Origin of the sequence: Leisingera sp. McT4-56, from assembly GCF_020514995.1 — a bacterium.
GTDB classification, from domain to species: Bacteria; Pseudomonadota; Alphaproteobacteria; order Rhodobacterales; family Rhodobacteraceae; genus Leisingera; species Leisingera aquaemixtae_A.
In genome coordinates this window covers 62597-81972 of sequence record NZ_JAJALF010000006.1, presented here as the reverse complement: position 1 = coordinate 81972, position 19376 = coordinate 62597, and the positions used below count along the sequence as shown (strand labels likewise).

The window sequence follows — 19376 nt, the reverse complement described above, 5'->3', positions numbered from 1 at the left end:
GATGCAGCTTTACGGAAGTGAAATCACCTCGCGCCTGCTTTTGGGCACCGCGCAATACCCCTCACCCGCCGTTCTGGCGGAGGCGGTGAAATCCAGCGGCACGGAGATCCTCACCGTTTCCTTGCGCCGCGAGACCGCCGATGGCTCGGGTGCGGGCTTCTGGCAGGGGCTGCGGGAAACCGGCTGCCGCATCCTGCCCAATACGGCCGGCTGCCATTCGGTGCAGGAGGCCGTGACCACCGCCCAAATGGCGCGGGAGCTGTTCGATACGGCTTGGATCAAGCTGGAGGTGATCGGCCATTCCGACACGCTGCAGCCGGATGTGTTCGGGCTGGTCGAGGCGGCGCGCATCCTGTGCGGCGAGGGGTTCCAGGTGTTCCCCTATACCACCGATGATCTGGTGGTCGGGGAGAAGCTCTTGGAGGCGGGCTGCGAAGTGCTGATGCCCTGGGGCGCGCCGATCGGCTCCGGCCAGGGCCTGCGCAACCCGGATGCCTTGCGCGCGATGCGGGCGCATTTTCCGGATGTCCCGCTGATTGTGGACGCCGGCATCGGGCGCCCTTCGGACGCGGCCCAGGCGATGGAGCTGGGCATGGACGCGGTGCTGCTGAACACTGCCGTGGCCAAGGCCGGCGACCCTGCCGGGATGGCCCGGGCAATGGCGCTGGCGGTTGAGGCAGGCCGTGCCGGCTTTGCTGCCGACCCGATGGAGCGGCGCGACATGGCGGTGCCCTCAACCCCGGTTCTGGGAATGGCGGAGTTTGCATGATGGAACGGTTTTATTTGATTGTCGGTCATGTCGGCCGTCTGGAGCTGCTGGTTCCTCAAGGCGCGAAACTGGTGCAGCTGCGCATCAAGGACAAGCCAGAGGCCGAGGTGCGCCGCCAGATCGCCCGGGCGCGGGATTTTTGCGCGGTGCATGATGCCCAGCTGGTGGTCAATGACCACTGGCAGGCGGCGCTGGATCTGAACTGCAGCTTTGTGCACCTGGGGCAGGAGGATATGGACAGTGCCGACTTTGCTGCGCTGCGCCGCAAAGGGGTCCGCTTTGGCCTGTCGACCCATGACGAGGCGGAGCTGGACCGCGCCCTGTCCTTAGGGCCGGAGTATGTGGCGCTGGGTCCGGTCTATCCGACGCTTCTGAAGAAGATGAAATGGGGGCCGCAGGGGCTGGAGCGGGTGACGCGCTGGAAACAGTTGGCGGGCGAAGTCCCGCTGGTTGCCATCGGCGGGCTGACGCCGGAACGGCTGCCTGGGGTCTTTGCCGCGGGCGCCGACAGCGCTGCGGTGGTGACGGACATCCAGCTAGCCGCCGACCCCGAGGCCCGCACCCGCGAATGGGTGGAGGCTTGCCGGATCCGGGAGGACGCATGAGCCGCTATGCGCGCCAGATGATCCTGCCGGAGGTCGGTGCAGAGGGGCAGGACGTGCTGGCCCGCGCCCATGTTTTGGTGGTTGGCGCCGGGGGGCTTGGCTGTCCGGTGCTGCAATACCTGGGCGGCGCGGGTGTCGGGCGGATCACGGTGATGGATGGTGACGTGGTGGAGGAGAGCAACCTGCACCGGCAGGTGCTCTATTCCATGGCGGACATCGGTTTGCCCAAGGCGGAGGCGGCCCGGCAGCACCTGCTGGCGGCCAATTCAGACCTGAAAGTCACAGCACAGGTCCAGCGCCTCGATGCGGCCAACGCGGAGCAGATGGTGGCGGATGCCGATCTGGTGGTAGATGCGGCGGACAGTTTTGCGGTGTCTTATATCCTCTCTGACGAATGCCTGAGGCAGGGCAAGGTGCTGATTTCGGCCTCTGCGCTGGGGCAATCGGGCTATGCCGGGGGCTTCTGCGGCGGCGCGCCGTCGCTGCGGGCGGTGTTTCCGGACCTGCCCGCACAGGCCGAAACCTGCGCAACCGCCGGTGTGATGGGGCCGGTGGTGGGCATGGTCGGCGCCCTGCAGGCGCAACTGGCGCTGAAGGCGCTGCTGGGTCATCAGCCCTCGCCGCAGGGGCAGCTGTTTGTTTTTCGGCTCGGAGAGCTGCAGATGAGTTCCTTCCGCTTTGACGAAGCCGAGGAGCCGGAGGATGCCTTGCCCTTCATCGCTGCCAGCCACATCACGGCCCAGGACACGGTGATCGAGTTGCGTGACACCACGGAGGCGCCTGAGTTGCCGGTGCCGCAGGCCCTGCGGATCGCCCGCGCGGATCTGCCCGCCGCGGGTCTGCCGCGCGAAGGGCGGGTCGTGCTATGCTGCCGCAGCGGGCTGCGGGCCTGGGGCGCGGCGCAGGATCTGCGGCAAGCGGGGTACAGCGATCTGGCCCTGCTCGCCGCCGGGGACAGCGCATGACGGTGATCCTGGCCATTGGCGGCACCGACAGCAGCGGCGGTGCGGGGCTGACACGGGATACGGCAATGGCCGCAGAGCTGGCCGTTACGGTCCGTCCGGTGGTGACAGCCGTCACCGTGCAGACAGATGCGGCGGTTCTGGGTGTTCACCCCTGCCCGCCCACGACTGTGGCGGATCAGGTCCGCGCTGCCCTGGCAACAGCCCCGGCGCCGGGAGCCGTCAAGATCGGCATGCTTGGCTCTGCTGAGGCGGCAGAGGCTGTGGACCTTGCCCTGCCAGCCGGGCTGCCCATTGTGCTGGACCCGGTTCTGAAGGCCAGTTCCGGCGGCACGCTGATGGACGCGGACGGGTTTGGCGCCCTGCTGCGCCGCGCGGCGTTGGTCACCCCCAATCTGGCGGAGCTGGAAGTGCTGGCAGGCGCCGGCGGCCCAGTTGAAGTGAAGGCTGCGGCACTTCTGGCCCAAGGCGTGCAGGCTGTGCTGGTCAAGGGCGGGCACGGCACCGGCACCAAGAGCACCGACCTGCTGTTCACTCCGGACGGCGCTGTCATTCCCCTTGCGGCGCAGCGGCTGCCGGTTTCAAAACGCGGCACTGGATGCAGCCTTGCCACCGCCGCCGCCTGCCATCTGGCGCAGGGCGCCGCTCTGCCGGATGCTTGCAGCAAGGCCAAGCGCGCCGTCCACCGCTGGCTGCGCCGCTGAACGGCGCAAGGTCGCAGGCAGACGGTTTTCAGGCCGGTTTCAGGACGGAGCTGCGCGGGCAGGCTCCCTAGGGTCGCGGCAGCACCGCTGCCACCTCGACCCGGAGACCCGCCGCATGACTGATATCACCGCGCTCACCGCCGAGGAGATGGCTGCCAAGCTGCGTGCGCGGGAGCTGAGCGCGCGGGAGGTGCTGGCGGCCCACAAGGCGCAGACCGAGGCGCGGCAGGGCACGGTCAACGCTTTCATCACACTGGATTGGGCAGCGGCTGAGGCGCGGGCTGCGGAGCTGGATGCACTGGCCGCGCGCGGGGAATTTGCCGGGCCGCTGCACGGGCTGCCGGTTGCCATCAAGGATTGCTTCGAAACCGAGGGCCTGCGCACCACCTGGGGCTCGCGGAGCTTTGAATCACATGTGCCGGATTACGACGCGCTGCATGTGGCCCGGCTGCGCGCAGCCGGTGCGGTGATTACCGGCAAGACCAATACACCGGAGTTCACGCTGTCCGGCCAGACAACCAATCTGGTCGCGGGCACCACCCGCAACCCGCTGGACCCCCAGAAATCGGTAGCAGGCAGTTCCGGCGGCGCGGCGGCAGCGCTGGCGGCAGGCATGGCGGCGCTGGCCGATGGTTCCGACCTTGGCGGCAGCACCCGCACGCCCGCCGCCTGGTGCGGCGTCGTGGGGATGCGCCCGACCTCCGGCCTGATCCCCTATCGCCCGAACCCGGCGCCCTTTGACGGGCTGTCGGTGCCGGGGCCGATGGCGCGGACGGTAAGGGACCTGGTGCTGATGCTGGAGGTGATGCAGGGCAATGCGGCCTGCCAGCCGCTGGGCTTCTGGCAGGCGCTGCCGCGGCTGGCGGACCTGGAAAAGCCCCCTGCCCCGCGTTCTGGCCGGGTGGCGCTGTCGCTGGCGCCGTTCGGGGCCAGCGTGGAGCGGTCGGTGCAGGCCGCGATTGCCCCGGTTGAAAGGCTTTGCCAGGACATGGGCTGGCAGGTGGCAGAAGACGCACCGCCGCTGGAGCCGCTCATGGCGCATGGCGATATCATCCGCGGCCAATGCGCGCTTCAGATCCGTGCGGCGCTGGCGCCGGACATGGCGCTAGCTGGCGTAAGCTACCGCACCGCCTGTGCCCAGGCCGAAGGGCGCGGCCTGACGGAGCTGATTGCCTATCAGACAACCCGCGCCCGGGTCTGGACGGACGTAACCGCATTCTTTGAACGCTATGACTTCGCCCTCTGGCCCACCGCCACAGGCATGCCGTTTTCCGCCGACCTGCGCGACGGGGAGATCACCGAGGACTGGCGCACGGTGACGCTGACGCCGCCGATGGAGCTGCCCTCGATCTCGATCCCCTTTGGGCAATCCGCTGACGGGATGCCGGCCGGGCTGCATATCACCGGGCCGAAAGGATCGGATGCGCGCCTGCTGCAATTTGCCCGCAGCATCGAGCGGGCGCTTCAGGGCTGACCCGGCTCAGCGCATCCAGAAGCCTTCTGATTTGATCCGGTTGCGGATCGCCTGCTCGCGCCGGGGCAGGTTCTCGCGGTCGAACAGCGCCCGCACTTTCTCGCCGCGGCCCTGGTAGACCATGCGCTTGATCGGTTCGTAGCCCTTCAGCACCTTCTTGATCCGGTTCGGCGCGGCAACCTCGTGCAGCACCTCCACCACCCGGTCGCTTTCGCGCGCGTAAAGCAGCGGGAACAGCCGGTAGTGGCAGCTGGTTTCGCCGTCGAGATAGCCTGCCGGCAGCGCATCCCGGCCGCCGCCGAAGGAGTGAATCACCAAGGGCAGCACGATCTGGTCCAGCCAGGGGTCCAGGCTTTGACCCGCCAGCTCTGGCGGCGGGTCGTTCTGAACAGATTGCGCATAGACCAGGAACCGCTTGCCGAAGGCCCGCGGGCAGGCGCCAAAGAAGAATCCTGCATTAAAGTAGAGGTAGCGCTTCCAGTATTCATCCGGCTGGCTGAGGTCGAGGCTGGACTGGAAATCGAGGCCGAAGCGGGAATACAGCGCCTGCCAGATCCCGGCGTAGCCCGGCCCGTAAAGCGTCGGCTTGGGCCAGGTGCCCTCCACCCTGAGGGACGCCGAGGGGCGGGAGAAATCAAACGGAACCTCCGCCAGTTCGCCGGTGATCAGCGTGTCGGTGTCAAAGAACACAAACGGCTCGCCCTGCGGCAGCGCCTGCAGCGCTTCGATCTTGTTGCCATAAGGGTAGGCAGCGCCGAACACCGTGCTGTCGAACGGCAGGATCTCCGCGCCCAGATCCGCAAGCGCCTGCAGGACGTCCCGATTGCGAATGCCGGGGTCCTTGTCCCACAGCGGGCCCGGCTGCGGCACCGCTACAAACAGGCGGCCGGCAAACCCAGGGGAACACTGGCGCAGCGACGCGGCAAACAGCAGCGCCTCGTACTGCAGCCGGCCCGATTGGCCGACAACCATCACGTTGAAGGGGGCATTTGCCATTGTTTTCCCCGTTTTCCGTCTCTGCCGGGCGGTTAGGACTGCTGTTAAGGGTGCGGGCAGACCTGCCTGCTATGGTAGCTATAAGCCGGCAGGATGCCGCGCAACAGGCCATTGGGACATTCGGGCGGCCCTGTGACGCATAGGGCGCCGCAAGCGGAGACAGATTATGATTGATGTGATCCTGGCGATCATCGCGGCTGCGGCGCAGCCCGGGACGGATAGCGGCGCACCGGAAGCCGCGGCGGCGGCACCCGAACCAGCACCTGCGCAAGCCGCACTGGCGGCGGAGCCGCAGGAGGCCACCGGCCGCTTCACCACCGCGCTGGAAGTGAAGCCGATCCTGGCCGCCACCCAAGGCAACTGGATCCACGTGCGCGAATTCGACGGCCAGGACCTGCTCTATGTGACCCATCTGTGGTCCTGGCGCTGCGGCCTGGCGCGGGTCAAGCTGGGGGTGAACGGACAGGCGCCGGAAATCTGGCCGCTGCCGGACTGCCACCTGGAGGAAGGCTTTCCCAACATGATCAAGGAGGAAGACGGCCTGCCCTACCGCAGCTATCCGCTGGGCTCGATCCAGCAGGTTTCTGTCGAGGTGACCTATGACGACCTGAGCCGCGAAAGCCTGACCTTCGGGCGCAACGGCCAGCCCCTGCAGTGAGCCTGAAGCGGCCCCCGGATCCGGCCCGAGGCTGGCGGCTGAAGTTGCCGGAAACTTCGCCGCAAAGCCGCGCAAGCATATCCGGCAGCAGCCCCTTTGGGCACCGGCCATTTGCGCGGCGGCCACGCGTGTCAGCCAGCCTGTTCCTTTGCTGAAAAAGACCTCTTGCGAGGGACCCGCGAAGGATGCTAAGCGCGGTTTCACAGCTAAGTGCCCCTATAGCTCAGCTGGTAGAGCAACTGATTTGTAATCAGTAGGTCCGCGGTTCGAGTCCGTGTGGGGGCACCACCACTTCAGCTAACACATTGGTTTCGCTCCATCTTTTTACACGCGCAAGGAGCCGGAGACGACGCCGGAGACCATTTCGCCTGCGTTCACTTTCGTAAAGGATGGCGTCTTCTGCTGCAGCCGCCGCTTCCCCTAAGCCCCCAAATGTCAGGGCCCCAACCGCGCCTCGCGCGCAGAGACACTCCAATACCCGGCTTTTGAAGGTCAGAGAGCGCAGGCGCCGCAAGGCGGAGTGCGGCGGGCGGCAGGGTTTCGCTGCGGCATTCGCGCGATTGCCTTCCGGACCCAGCCATGCTGTGGTGCGCGCGAAACAGAAGAGCTTTCAGGGAGACCCACTGATGACCGACGCCCCGTCCTATGGTTTTGACACCTTGCAGATCCACGCCGGCGCCAAACCGGATCCGGCCACCGGCGCGCGGCAGACGCCGATCTATCAGAGCACCGCTTACGTCTTCCGCGATGCCGAGCACGCGGCGGCGCTGTTCAACCTGCAGGAAGTCGGCTTCATCTATTCCCGCCTGACCAACCCCACCGTTGCGGTGCTGCAGGAGCGGCTGGCGACGCTGGAGGGCGGTGTTGGCGCGGTCTGCTGCTCCTCCGGCCATGCGGCGCAGATCATGGCGCTGTTCCCGCTGATGGGGCCGGGCTGCAACGTGGTCGCCTCGACCCGCCTTTATGGCGGCACCGTCACCCAGTTCAGCCAGACCATCAAGCGCTTCGGCTGGTCGGCGAAATTCGTCGACACCGATGACCTGGAGGCGGTCAAGGCGGCGATCGACGAAAACACCCGCGCGGTGTTCTGCGAATCCGTGGCCAACCCCGGCGGCTACGTGACCGACATCCGGGCGCTGGCGGATATCAGCGATGGCGCCGGCATCCCGCTGATCGTCGACAACACCTCTGCCACGCCCTACCTGTGCCGCCCGATCGAGCATGGCGCGACGCTGGTGGTGCATTCAACCACCAAATACCTGACCGGCAACGGCACCGTGACCGGCGGCTGCATCGTCGACAGCGGCAAGTTCGACTGGTCGGCAAATGACAAGTTCCCGTCCCTGTCGGCGCCGGAGCCGGCCTATCACGGGCTCAAGTTCCATGAGACCTTCGGCCCGCTGGCCTTTACCTTCCACGGCATTGCCATCGGCCTGCGCGACCTGGGCATGACGATGAACCCGCAGGCGGCGCATTACACGCTGCTGGGCGTCGAGACCCTGTCCCTGCGGATGCAGCGTCATTGCGAGAACGCCCGCAATGTTGCCGAATGGCTCGAGAATGACGACCGGATCGACTATGTGACCTATGCAGGCCTGCCGTCCTCGCCCTATTACGAACGCGCCAGCGAGCTCTACCCCAAGGGCACCGGCGGGCTGTTCACCTTTGCGGTCAAGGGCGGCTATGAGGCCTGCATCAAGCTGGTGGACTCGCTGGAGATCTTCAGCCATGTGGCCAACCTCGGCGATACCCGCTCGCTGATCATCCACTCGGCCTCCACCACCCACCGGCAGCTGACGCCGGAACAGCAGGAAGCTGCGGGCGCCAGCCCCAACGTGGTGCGCGTGTCGATCGGGATCGAAGATGCGGACGACCTGATCCGCGATCTTGACCAGGCGCTGGCCAAGGCCTGCGGCTGAGAAACTGCAGCCCCATGAAATGAAAGGCCGGGCGCCCTGCCCGGCCTTTTTGCTATTCGCTGCCCTCGCCGCCCGGCACGGACATGTCGAACACCACCGAGACGTTGTGCGTGAAGGTCAGCTCCCCCGCTTCGATCGGCATCGACTCCTGGCGCGCCATGTCCATTGCCATCATCGGCCGCGGTCCGCCGCCGCCGCCGTGCTCGCTGATAGAGCGCACCGGGCCCAGCTCCATGCCGGCTGCTTCCGCCAGCTGCTGCGCCTTGCGGATCGCATCCTTGACCGCCTCGCCGCGGATCCTGCCGGTGACTGCCGAGGGGTCCTCGACACCAAAGTTCAGACCCTGAAACCGGTTGGCGCCGGCGGCCAGCACCTTGTCCAGCACCGGTCCCAGACCATCCAGATCGCGCACCCGCACCATCAGCGTGTTCGACGCCTCGAAACCGGTGATCTCGCGCCGCCCGCCGCTGTCGTAAGAGCGGTCCTGCGACCAGACGGGGTGCATGGAAATCTGCCGGGTCTGCATGTCCTCTGCTGCGATGCCGGCATCTTTCAGCCGGGCAATCACTGCTGCCATGGCCTCAGACACCGCGGCCATGGCGGCGGCGGCTTCCCCGGCCTCCTCCGTCACGCCCAGGGTGATGGTGGCCAGTTCAGGCGCCACCTGCAGGGTGCTTTCGCCGGTGACCGTGATCTGCCGCGGGGCTGCTGCTTCGCTTGCTGCCAGGGCGCCTGCGCTCATCGACAGCATCAGGGCGGCGGCCAGAAGTTTCTTTGCTTTCATCCTAAAAAGCTCCTTTTCGAATGCCTTTTACATGGGGACGGCAATCCGCCGCCCGCAAGGCCGGCGGCCCGTCTTTTCCTTTAACTCGACAGGTTCCTGCTTTAAGGTCCGCGGCAAAACACCGGGCACGCCAGACAGCCCCGGGCAGTATGGATTTGGATGGTTTGACCCAAAGCATGAAACCGGCCTTTGCTCTTTCGCTTTCCGCTGACGGGATCGCTCTGATCCACCGTGCCAAGGACGGCTGGAGGAGCGTCGGCAGCACGCCGTTTGACACCGAGGATCTGCCCGCCGCACTGGCGGCAATGCGCGCAGATGCGCTGCGGCTGGCGCCGGACGGGATTCACAGCAAGCTGATCCTGCCGAACGACCAGATCCGCTATCTGAGCATTGAAACCGGCGATCTGCCTGCCGGCGAGCGCATCGAGGCGGCGCGGCAGGCGCTGGAAGGGGCCACGCCTTACACGGTGGATGAGCTGGCCTTTGACATCTGCGCCAACGGCGGCGTGACCCATGTGGCCGCCGTGGCGCTGGAAACGCTGGATGAGGCAGAGACATTTGCGGTCGAACACGGGTTCGGCCCGGTGAGTTTCGTCGCGGCGCCGGAAGACGGCGGATTTCAGGGCGAACCTTTCTTTGGCACCACGCGGGCGATCCGCGGCACCGAGGTGGAACCGGACGATCAGGCGGTTGAAGTGATCGGCCCAGCGGCTTTGCCAGCGCCTGGGGCTGACAGTGAGACCGAGGCCGACGGTGAGACCGGGGTTGAGGGTGAAGCTGAAATCACCACAGAGAGCAGCGCATCCGCAGTCGCCGAAGACCCGGCCGAGGAGAAACCGGCGCAGCCCGAAGCCGCACGGCAACCGGTTCCTGCCGCGGAGGAAATCGCCGAGACCTCGGCGCCGGAACCGGAACAAGAGACCGGGCCGGACAAGCCTGACGAGACTGCCGCCAAGGAGGCTCCAGCAGCCCCGCAGACTGCGGCGCCTGCTGCGGCACCGGTAACGCTGCCGCCGGCACCGCCGCCGCCCGCCCAGGCTGCGCCGGCACCGGCGCCGGAGGCCTCGGGGTTTTCCAGCCGCCGGGCCGCGGCGCCTGAAATAGGCAGCAGGATTGTGCCGCCTGCGCCCGCACCCGAAGGAAAGACCGCGCCGGAGAAACCTGCTGCGGCGCTGTCCGCCGGCCTCCAGCCCGCAAACGCGCCCGGACCGGTGAAGCCGCTGGGCGCCCCGGGTGCTGACCTGGCAGAAGACAAGGCCGGGCCGCCCGCGCCGCCGCGGACAATCCCGCCAGCCCCGGCTGCCCTGCGCGCGCCGTCCCCTGCCGCCCCCGCCCCGCCGCCGGAACCGGCTGCGGACCGCAAGACCGCGGGCACCGGCAAACCACGCTTCCTTGGCCTCGCCCTGACGGCACTGCTGCTGCTCATCCTGGCCACGGTTGCGGTCTGGGCCCTGTTCGGCGAGGACGGCTTCTTCGGCGGCGGCCCCGTGGATAACCGGGATCTGTCCCCTGCCCCGGCAATCAGCACCGGTGACGGCCAGAGCAGCGGAACCGCCGCTGCACCGTCCTCCGGGACAGGCGGGCAGCCGGAAGAAATTGCGCCGCAGGTCAGCGTGCTGGCGGATCAGCCCGACCCGGGTTTGCAGGACACCGGTGAGACCGCATTGCCGGAGGCCGAAGACAGCGCTGCGGATCCTTCAGCTGAAGATGAAGCCGCTGCCGATGGGGTAGACCTGCCGGAAGAAGGCACCGGCTCCGCCTTCCTGGACTCCGAGGCCCTGTTGCCTGGCGCAGCTGAAGATACAGCGCCAGAGCCGCTGGATGAGCTGGCCCAGGCCGCGCGCTATGCGGCCACCGGTGTCTGGCCTGTGGCGCCGGAGCTGGACGATTTTCCCGCCGCAACCGGCCTTGATGAGCTCTACACCGCCTCCGTCGACCACACGGAAATCGCCGCCGACGCGGTGGCGCTGCCGCAAGCGGACTCCTTTGCCCGCGACGACGTTCCGGCCGCCATCGCCTCCCCCGCCGCGGCAGGGTCTGCGTTTGACCTTGATGCGCGCGGGCTGGTCAAGGCCACGCCCGAGGGCGCGGTGAACCCCGACGGCATCACGGTTTACCTCGGCCGTCCCAAGAAGGTGCCGCCGCGCGCGCCGGACCGCGCCGATCCGGCCGCCGAGGCGCTGGCGGAAGAGGTCGCCCGCAACCAGGTGCTGTCGCGCAAGCGGCCCAAGGCCCGGCCGGAAAACCTGGCGGAACAGGTGGAGCGGGCCCAGAACGGCGGCCTCAGCCGGGCGGAACTGGCAAGCCTGCGCCCGCGGCAGCGCCCGGCCAGCCTGAAGCCGGCGGAAGAGGAACAGCTGCCGGTCACTGCCCAGGCCATCGCGTCCTCGGTCGTGCCGCGCGGCCGGCCTGCCAATTTCGCCAATCTGGTCGACCGCGCGCGCCGCAACGCGCAGAACCAGGTGCAGACTGCAGCCGCCGTGCCGCCCGCCGCGGCGGCCACTCCGCCGCGCATTCCGACCAGCGCATCGGTCGCGCGCCGCGCCACCGTCAGCAAGGCGCTCAACCTGCGCAAGCTGAACCTGATCGGGGTCTATGGCACCGCCTCCGACCGCCGCGCGCTGGTGCGGCTGCCCTCGGGCCGCTACAAGAAGGTGCAGGTCGGCGACCGCATCGACGGCGGCCGGGTGATCGCTATTGGCGAAAGCCAGCTGCAGTACCAGAAAGGCGGCCGCAACCGCACCCTGACCATGCCCAACGGCTAAGCTGCCGCGTTCAGGCAGCTTTGCCGCCTGCAGCTGGCTTCGCGCGCAGCTTTCTGCGCCGCTGCTCGCCCCTCAGCCACTGCCTTTGCTTATCCCCGTTAAGTCCCATGCCCCTCAGCCCCTCATGGTATCCGCCCGGGTTTGGGGAGCGGCGGCAGGTTCCCCCCTCTCCCCGCTGACGGCCAGCCGCAAAAAAGCCGGGCCTGCATGGCAGGCCCGGCGCAGTCCAGTTCTCTTCCGGTTTCCTGCAGCGCTTATTCCGCGGCCTGGATCTCACCGCTTTCGATCTGCTCGCGCTCGATCGATTCAAACAGCGCCTTGAAGTTGCCTTCGCCGAAGCCGTCGTCGCCCTTGCGCTGGATGAACTCGAAGAAGATCGGGCCGATCACGGTTTTCGAGAAAATCTGCAGCAGGATGCGGGTCTCGCCGCCGTCCACCACGCCTTCGCCGTCGATGAGGATGCCGTGTTTCTTCATGCGGTCCAGCGGCTCGTCGTGGCCATGCACCCGCTCCTTGGACAGCTCGTAATAGGTGTCGTTCGGGCCGGGCATGAACTTCAGGCCCTTATCGGCAATCGCATCGGTGCTGGCATAGATGTCCTCGGTGCCGACCGCGATGTGCTGGATGCCTTCGCCGTTGTATTTCTTGAGGTAGGACACGATCTGGCCGGTCTCGCCGCGGTCCTCGTTGATCGGGATCCGGATGCGGCCGCAGGGCGAGGTCAGCGCGCGGCTGAACAGGCCGGTGTATTTGCCCTGGATATCGAAAAAACGGATCTCCTTGAAGTTGAACAGCTCCTCGTAGAACTTGAACCACTTGTCCATGTTGCCCTTGTAGACGTTGTGGGTCAGGTGATCGAGGTAATAGAACCCGTCGCCGCGCGGCTTGGACTGTTTCAGCCACTCGAACTCGGTGTTGTAGGGCGAGGTGTCGTAATACTGGTCGATGAAGTAGATCAGCGAACCGCCGATGCCCTTGATCGCCGGCACATCCATGACCTTGCCCGGCCCCTCATAGGCCTCGGCGCCCTTGGCAACCGCGTGCGCGAAAGCCTTCTGCGCGTCGGCAACGCGCCAGCCCATCGCCGGGGCGCAGGGGCCGTGTTCGTCCACGAATTTGGCGGCAAAGCTCTCCGGGTCGGCATTCAGGATGTAGGTGACATCCCCCTGCTGCCACAGTTCCACCAGCGGCTGGTCCTTGCGGCGGCCGGTCAGCTCGTAGCCCATGCGGGCGAACAGCGCCCGCAGTTCTTCCGGCTCGGGGCTTGCGAACTCGACAAACTCAAAGCCATCGGTGCCGGCCGGGTTCTCGGGGGTGATTTCGGATCTCGGGGCGTTGTGCGGGAAAGGACCCATTGCGCGTCTCCTTCATGTCATGCGGGACAATGTGAATTCTTGAATCAAGAATACCGCATTAGCGATGCAGGTTTTCCGCGTAGTTCTGCAGCCAGGCCTTGAAACACGCGAGCTTTACGCGCCAAATGGTGCATACAAGAGGAATATACGCATGCTGGACCCAACAGATACCAAATTGCTCGCATCGCTGCAGAAGAACGCCCATCTGACCGCGCAGGAACTGGGCGAGATTCTCAATCTGTCCCCCAGCCAGGCCGGGCGGCGGCGGCAGCGGCTGGAGGCAGAAGGTTATATCGAAGGCTACGCTGCCCGGCTGAACCCTGCCAAGCTGGGGCTGGCCGTGCAGGGATTCATCCAGGTGCATCTGGGCAGCCACGGGCCTGAACAGTCCAAGGGGTTCGCCCGCCTGGTCGCCAGCCAGCCGCAAATCACCTCCGCCTGGACCATGACCGGCGAAGCCGACTACTTGCTGCGGGTCTATTGCACCGACCTGCAGGCGTTGAACGCCCTGATCCACGACATTCTGCTGCCTCATCCCGGCGTTTCACGGGTCCAGAGCCAGATCGTCATGGCTCAATTAAAACGCGATGCGCCGCTGCCGACTTAACCAAGCGGGAAGGAATTGGGCGTAAAGATGCGGCAACGACTACTGTAACCTAAAGTGGAATTGTTCCGTGTCTTTTGTAGACCGCCGTGTCGAAACCCGCCCCTCCAGCGGGGAGGCTCCGTTTGGCCTGAACGAGGTGTTTTTTTCCAGAACCGACAGCCGCGGGGTGATCCAGGCCGGCAACTATGTGTTCCGCCGCGTCGGCGCCTACTCCTGGTCGGAGCTGATCGGCGCCCCCCACAAGGTGATCCGCCACCCGGACATGCCCAAGGGCGTGTTTTCGCTGTTCTGGGAAACCATCCAGCGCGGCGAGGCGATTGGCGCCTATGTCAAGAACAAGGCCAAGGACGGCCTGTACTACTGGGTCTTCGCCGTGGTCGTGCCCTGCCAGGACGGCTATCTGTCCGCGCGGATCAAGCCCAGCAGCAAGCTGTTTGACGAGGTGCGTGGGCTTTATGCCAAAATGCTGAAGCGCGAAAAGGACGAGGGCGCCAGCCCGGAGGACAGCGCCCGGTACCTGCTCGACTGGCTGGCCGGCCAGGGCTATGAGAACTACCACCAGTTTGCCGCCCATGCCCTCAGCCAGGAGCTGATTGCCCGCGACCAGGGGCTGGGCAACCAGCCGCACGCCCGGGTCCGGGAGCTGACCAGCATGCTGAAGGACGCCGAAACCCTGGTTGAAGAAACCGAGGGCCTGATCACCGATTTCGATGCGATGCACACCATCCCCCACAACCTTCGGGTTCTGGCGTCGCGGATCGAGCCCTCCGGCGGGCCGGTGACGGTGCTGTCGCAGAACTATGGCGCCATGTCGCGGCAGATGTCGGACTGGTTTGCCGCCCACGTGATGGGCAAGAACAGCAATTTTGCCAAGATCAAGTCCTCTGTGAATGCCAGCCTGTTTGTCGAAGGCATGGCGCGGATCCTGATCGAATGCGACAACCAGCTGCAGGAAGAGCGCCGCAGCATGGGCGAAGCCGACATGGAAGCGGAGCGAGACATCCTCAGCAATCTGGTGAAGGAGCAGGTGAAACGCTCCGAGGAGGGCATGAGAGAGGTGGACGGAGAAGCCTCGCGGATCACCGCGGCCTGCCAGATCATGCACCGCCATTTCCTCGGCCTCAGCTCCACCCGGGTGCTGCTTAAGATCGAAAGCGCACGGCTGACCGATTCCGGCGAAACCCTGGCGGACATCATCGACCAGCTGGGCGGCTTCCAGGAACGGATTTCGCGGCGCCTGGACCGGATCGGCAAACTCAGCGAAGAGATCAGAATGCTGGAGCAATAACCGCCCGGCAGGCGCCGTTTTGCCCGGAACATGGCGGCGCAGCCGGGAAAGCCATTGCCAAGGCCGGGGCAGGCTTGCGATACCTTTTCCATGGAAGAGTTTTTCTATCAGGCAACAATTTACCTGGCGGCCGCCGTCATCGCGGTGCCGCTGGCGGCCCGGCTCGGGCTTGGCTCGGTGCTGGGCTACCTGGCGGCGGGCATCGCTATTGGGCCGGTGCTGGGCCTGACCGGCACCGAAACCGAGGATCTGCGCCATTTCGCCGAGTTCGGCGTGGTGATGATGCTGTTCCTGATCGGCCTGGAACTGGAGCCGCGGGCGCTTTGGGCGATGCGGGACAAGCTGATCGGCCTGGGCGGCATGCAGATTACCGCCTCGACCGTTGTCCTGATGGGCGCTGCCATGGCTGCAGGAGAAACCTGGCATGTCAGCCTCGCGGTCGGCCTGGCGCTGTCGCTGTCCTCCACCGCGATCGTTTTGCAGACGCTCTCGGAGAAGGGGCTGATGCGCACCGGCGGCGGCCGCGCCGCCTTCTCCGTGCTGCTGACCCAGGATATTGCGGTGATCCCGATTCTGGCGTTTCTGCCGCTCCTAGGCAGCTACGCTATCCCCCAGTTTACCGCTGACGGCTCCATCAGCCGCGAGGGCGCGGGCGGCCATGGCGGCCACGGCTCCCTGTCTCTGGTGGAAGGGCTGCCGGGCTGGGCGGTGGCGCTGGTCACACTCGCCGCCATCGCCTTCATCATCCTGGCAGGCATCTATCTGACACGGCCGCTGTTCCGCTTCATCCACGCCTCCAACCTGCGTGAAATGTACACTGCCCTGGCGCTGATGATTGTGGTCGGCATCTCGTTCCTGATGACCCTGGTCGGCCTGTCGCCGGCGCTCGGCGCCTTCCTCGCGGGGGTGGTGCTGGCCAACTCGGAATTCCGGCACGAGATGGAAAGCGACCTCAACCCCTTCAAGGGTCTGCTCCTGGGCCTGTTCTTCATCACCGTCGGGGCCGGCATCGACTACCGCCTGTTCCTGGCCGACCCGGGCGACCTGATCGGCCTTGCGCTTCTGGTCATCATCGCCAAGGGCGCGGTGCTGTTTGTTGTCGGCCGCGCCTTTGGCCTGCGCCGCCGTCGGCTGTGGCTGTTCACCCTCAGCCTTGCGCAAGCCGGGGAGTTCGGCTTTGTGCTGCTGGCCTTTTCCACCCAGCTCAACGTCCTGCCGGAAGCGCTGTCGGAGAAACTGCTGCTGGTGATTGCGCTGTCGATGCTCATCACCCCGCTGCTGTTCATTGCCTATGACCTGCTGTCCAAACGCATGGGCGAACCGCTGCAGGCGCAGGAGCCGGACGAGATCGACGAGGAAGGCCCGGTCATCATCGCGGGCATCGGCCGGTTCGGGCAGATCGTCAACCGGCTGGTGCAGGCCAGCGGCTTCAAGACCGTGGTGCTGGATCACGACATGGAGGCGGTGCAGCTGATGCGCCGTTTCGGGGTCAAGAGCTTCCTTGGCGACCCCACCCGTCCGGAGCTTCTGAAGGCCGCGGGCATCGCCAAGGCCAAGGTCTTTGTGGTGGCACTGGATGACCCCGAGGGCGTGGTCAAGATGGTGTCCCATGTGCGCCGGTCCTACCCGGACCTGCACATCATCGCCCGCGCCAAGGACCGCAATCATGTCTATGAGCTGTACCAGGCCGGCGCCGACGACATCGTGCGCGAGCTGTTCGACAGCTCGGTCCGCGCCGGCCGCTATGTGCTGGAGAACGTCGGCCTCAGCGAATATGAGGCAGCGCAGGCGGCGCAGACTTTCTATGCCCATGACCGCCAGAACCTGCGCGACCTGGCACAGCATTGGATGCCCGGCGTGCCCGCCAGCCAGAACCCTGCCTATATCGAACGCGCGCAGGAGCTGGAGAAGGCGATCGAAAGCGCAATCTTCGAAATGGCGGAACGCAAGCGCAAGAAATCAGCTGAAGCTGCTGAATGAGAAAAGCCCCGGCACTGGCCGGGGCTTTGTTTTGATGCGCAGGGCCGGCGGACCTATCAGCCGTCAGCCACCCCCGCTTCCGCAAATGTCGCCATGCCGCTATGGCAGGCAATGGCGCCTTTCAGCACCTGGATTGCCAGCGCGGCGCCGGAGGCCTCGCCCAGCCGCAGGCCGAGCGACAGCAGCGGCTGCTTGCCCAGCTTAGCCAGCAAGGCGCTGTGCGCGCCCTCAGCGCTCTGATGGCCTGCCACCGCGTGGTCCAGCGCCCCATCGGAAGTCTGCAGCAGGCAGGCAGCGGCAGCGCAGCAGATGAAACCGTCCAGGATCACCGGGATGCGCAGCACGCGGGCCGCAGCAATGGCGCCCGCCATGGCGGCAATCTCGCGCCCGCCCAGGCAGGCCAGCGCGTCCAGCCCGTCGCGGACCGCATCACGGTGCAGAGCAACGCCTTCGGCTACCACACGGGTCTTGTTGGCAAGGCCCGCGTCATCCACACCGGTGCCGCGCCCGGTCCAGTCCGCCGCTTCGCCGCCGAACAGCGCACAGGCCAGCGCCGCGGCGGGGGTGGTGTTGCCGATGCCCATTTCGCCGACCACCAGCAGGTCCGCGCTCGGGTCCACCGCATCCCAGCCGGTCTGCAGCGCCGCCAGCAGCTCGTCCTGGCGCATCGCGGCGCCCTTGGTGAAATCGGCCGTCGGGCGGTCCAGCTCCAGCGCATGCACATCCATGCGGGCGCCCGCCAGCTTGGCCAGCTGGTTGATCGCGGCGCCGCCATGCTCGAAGTTGATCACCATCTGCGCGGTGACCTCGGGCGGGAAGGCGGATACGCCCTGCGTGGTCACACCGTGGTTGCCGGCAAAGACAATCACCTGCGGCGCGGCTATCTGGGGCCGCGCGCTGCCGCGCCAGCCGCCGTACCACACTGCCAGGTCCTCCAGACGCCCCAGCGCGCCCGGCGGCTTGGTCAGCTGCCCGTTGCGCTCGGCGGCGCCATCCAGCGCCGTCTGGTCCTGCGCGGGCGCGCCAGCCAGTGCGGCGCGGAAATCATCAAGGGAAGAAAGCTGTGGCAGCATGGGAAAGCCTCGTTGCATCTGAGCGGGTGACGCGGATAAAGCGGTTTCACCCTGTTTACCCGCTGGCAGCCCTGCCGCAAGCACTGCAATAGGCCCGCAAATGCAAAAAAACGACATTCAGGCAAAAGACATCCTGTTGGCGCTGGTGCTGCTGACCCGGCTGCCGCTGCCGCATCTGCCGCCGCAGGCCTTCCAGCGCCAGTCCCGGGCGGTCTGGGCGTTTCCGCTGGCCGGGCTCGCGGTTGCGCTGCCCGCAGCTCTGCTGGCCGCGCTGGCGCTGGCGGCGGGCCTGCCCGCCATGGTAGCCGCCGGTCTGGCGCTGGCAGTGCAAGTCTTGCTGACAGGCGCCATGCACGAAGACGGGCTCGCGGATACTGCCGACGGGCTGTGGGGCGGTTTCAGCCGCGAACGGCGGCTTGAGATCATGAAGGACAGCCGCATTGGCGCCTACGGGGTGATTGCGCTGATCCTAGGGCTGGGCCTGCGCTGGAGCGCCCTTGCCGCGCTGCTGGAAACGGCCGGGGTCTGGCCGCTGCTGGCGCTGGCGATGATGAGCCGAGCCGCAATGCCCGCGCTGATGGCGGCGCTGCCCAATGCGCGGGCGGCGGGGCTGTCGCAAACCGTGGGCCGCCCCCGCGCCCTGCCCTGCCTGCTGGCAGCCGGGCTGGCGGTTGCCCTGTCGCTGCCGCTGATTGGCAGCGCGGCTTTGGGCGCGGCCCTGGCGATGGCCGCGGCCGCCCTGGGCCTGGGCGCCCTGGCCAAGGCCAAGATCGGCGGCCAGACCGGCGATATCCTGGGCGCCTCGCAGCAGGCGGCTGAGATTGCCGGGCTGCTTGCGCTCCTCGCCATCTGCGGCTGAACCGGGCCGGCCATGAAAAAGGCCGCGCCTTTTCAGGCACGGCCCATCAGTCATTAGGTCCGGAAGATCAGGCAGCGCGGGAGGTCAGAACCTCATCCACCTGCTTGGCCGCGGCGATCTCGTCGTTGCCGGAAACGGCAGCCACTTCGCGGGTCAGGCGCTCCAGCGCAGCTTCGTACAGCTGGCGCTCGGAGTAGCTCTGCTCGCGCTGGTCGTCGGTGCGGTGCAGGTCGCGCACCACCTCGGCGATTGAGATCAGATCGCCGGAATTGATCTTCTGCTCATACTCCTGAGCGCGGCGCGACCACATGGCGCGCTTGACCTTGGCCTTGCCTTTGAGGGTCTTCATCGCCTGGTCGATCACGTCCGGCGAGCTCAGCGAACGCATACCCACTTCGGTTGCCTTGTTGGTCGGCACCCGCAGGGTCATCTTGTCCTTTTCGAAGGTGATCACGAAAAGCTCCAGCGCAAAGCCAGCGACTTCCTGCTCCTCGATCGAGATGATCTGACCCACGCCATGCGCCGGGTAGACCACGTAATCATTGGGGCGGAATTCGAGCTTCTTCGACTTGGTCATA

Annotated in this window: 17 protein-coding genes and 1 tRNA gene; 13 read left to right on the top strand and 5 right to left on the bottom strand. The window is 66.5% G+C overall.

Translation table 11 applies throughout. The features are described from left to right. The first annotated feature begins 1 nt into the window (after position 1). From LHL23_RS09410 to LHL23_RS09390, 5 genes are all read left to right on the top strand, one after another. A complete protein-coding gene (locus tag LHL23_RS09410) occupies positions 2 to 769 on the top strand; it encodes a thiazole synthase (protein ID WP_226429664.1) in 768 nt (255 codons plus the stop codon). Beyond that, positions 769 to 1374, top strand: coding sequence for a thiamine phosphate synthase (locus LHL23_RS09405; protein WP_226429663.1), 606 nt, complete (start codon positions 769 to 771; stop codon positions 1372 to 1374). The genes LHL23_RS09410 and LHL23_RS09405 overlap by 1 nt, the downstream gene beginning before the upstream one ends. Further along, positions 1371 to 2339, top strand: coding sequence for a HesA/MoeB/ThiF family protein (locus LHL23_RS09400; protein ID WP_226429662.1), 969 nt, complete (start codon positions 1371 to 1373; stop codon positions 2337 to 2339). Before LHL23_RS09405 ends, LHL23_RS09400 begins: the two co-directional genes overlap by 4 nt. Further along, entirely contained in the window at positions 2336 to 3040 is a 705-nt protein-coding gene (gene thiD, locus LHL23_RS09395; RefSeq protein WP_226429661.1) for a bifunctional hydroxymethylpyrimidine kinase/phosphomethylpyrimidine kinase, read from the top strand. Before LHL23_RS09400 ends, thiD begins: the two co-directional genes overlap by 4 nt. Positions 3041 to 3155: 115 nt before the next feature. After that, entirely contained in the window at positions 3156 to 4514 is a 1359-nt protein-coding gene (locus tag LHL23_RS09390) for an amidase (protein WP_226429660.1), read from the top strand. Positions 4515 to 4520: 6 nt separating this feature from the next. Here LHL23_RS09390 and LHL23_RS09385 read toward each other — a convergent pair whose 3' ends face one another. Beyond that, positions 4521 to 5510 carry a hypothetical protein gene (locus LHL23_RS09385; protein ID WP_226429659.1) on the bottom strand — a complete coding sequence of 330 codons (990 nt, stop codon included), beginning with the start codon at positions 5508 to 5510 and terminating at the stop codon, positions 4521 to 4523. Positions 5511 to 5676: 166 nt separating this feature from the next. Between LHL23_RS09385 and LHL23_RS09380 the strand changes: the two genes are divergently transcribed. The 3 genes from LHL23_RS09380 (at position 5677) to LHL23_RS09370 (ending at position 8087) form a co-directional block, all read left to right on the top strand. Further along, complete coding sequence (locus tag LHL23_RS09380) at positions 5677 to 6168, top strand: hypothetical protein (RefSeq protein ID WP_226429658.1); 492 nt, start codon at positions 5677 to 5679, stop codon at positions 6166 to 6168. Between the two features lie 212 nt (positions 6169 to 6380). Then, a tRNA-Thr gene (locus tag LHL23_RS09375) sits at positions 6381 to 6456 on the top strand. Between the two features lie 338 nt (positions 6457 to 6794). Continuing rightward, on the top strand, positions 6795 to 8087 hold the full coding sequence (locus LHL23_RS09370; protein ID WP_226429657.1) for an O-acetylhomoserine aminocarboxypropyltransferase/cysteine synthase family protein: 1293 nt from the start codon (positions 6795 to 6797) through the stop codon (positions 8085 to 8087). 52 nt (positions 8088 to 8139) lie between these two features. Here LHL23_RS09370 and LHL23_RS09365 read toward each other — a convergent pair whose 3' ends face one another. Beyond that, positions 8140 to 8871, bottom strand: coding sequence for an SIMPL domain-containing protein (locus tag LHL23_RS09365; RefSeq protein ID WP_226429656.1), 732 nt, complete (start codon positions 8869 to 8871; stop codon positions 8140 to 8142). A gap of 176 nt (positions 8872 to 9047) precedes the next feature. Between LHL23_RS09365 and LHL23_RS09360 the strand changes: the two genes are divergently transcribed. Beyond that, positions 9048 to 11636, top strand: coding sequence for a hypothetical protein (locus LHL23_RS09360; RefSeq protein WP_226429655.1), 2589 nt, complete (start codon positions 9048 to 9050; stop codon positions 11634 to 11636). A 254-nt stretch (positions 11637 to 11890) separates the two neighbouring features. Here the strand turns inward: LHL23_RS09360 and hppD are convergent, their stop codons facing one another. Continuing rightward, a complete protein-coding gene (hppD, locus tag LHL23_RS09355) occupies positions 11891 to 12991 on the bottom strand; it encodes a 4-hydroxyphenylpyruvate dioxygenase (RefSeq protein ID WP_226429654.1) in 1101 nt (366 codons plus the stop codon). 151 nt (positions 12992 to 13142) lie between these two features. On the opposite strand from hppD, the gene LHL23_RS09350 reads away from it, so the two are divergent. From LHL23_RS09350 to LHL23_RS09340, 3 genes are all read left to right on the top strand, one after another. Then, positions 13143 to 13598 carry an Lrp/AsnC family transcriptional regulator gene (locus LHL23_RS09350; protein WP_222480960.1) on the top strand — a complete coding sequence of 152 codons (456 nt, stop codon included), beginning with the start codon at positions 13143 to 13145 and terminating at the stop codon, positions 13596 to 13598. A gap of 67 nt (positions 13599 to 13665) precedes the next feature. Further along, positions 13666 to 14886: a PAS domain-containing protein gene (locus LHL23_RS09345; RefSeq protein WP_226429653.1), complete on the top strand. Its 1221-nt coding sequence runs from the start codon at positions 13666 to 13668 to the stop codon at positions 14884 to 14886. Positions 14887 to 14976: 90 nt separating this feature from the next. Then, on the top strand, positions 14977 to 16866 hold the full coding sequence (locus LHL23_RS09340; RefSeq protein ID WP_226429652.1) for a monovalent cation:proton antiporter-2 (CPA2) family protein: 1890 nt from the start codon (positions 14977 to 14979) through the stop codon (positions 16864 to 16866). Positions 16867 to 16922: 56 nt separating this feature from the next. On the opposite strand, the gene cobT is transcribed toward LHL23_RS09340, so the two are convergent. Continuing rightward, a complete protein-coding gene (gene cobT / locus LHL23_RS09335) occupies positions 16923 to 17939 on the bottom strand; it encodes a nicotinate-nucleotide--dimethylbenzimidazole phosphoribosyltransferase (RefSeq protein ID WP_226429651.1) in 1017 nt (338 codons plus the stop codon). A 100-nt stretch (positions 17940 to 18039) separates the two neighbouring features. Between cobT and cobS the strand changes: the two genes are divergently transcribed. Continuing rightward, positions 18040 to 18798, top strand: coding sequence for an adenosylcobinamide-GDP ribazoletransferase (gene cobS / locus LHL23_RS09330; protein ID WP_226429650.1), 759 nt, complete (start codon positions 18040 to 18042; stop codon positions 18796 to 18798). 67 nt (positions 18799 to 18865) lie between these two features. Here cobS and LHL23_RS09325 read toward each other — a convergent pair whose 3' ends face one another. Continuing rightward, entirely contained in the window at positions 18866 to 19375 is a 510-nt protein-coding gene (locus tag LHL23_RS09325) for a CarD family transcriptional regulator (protein WP_222480951.1), read from the bottom strand. Position 19376: the final 1 nt, after the last annotated feature.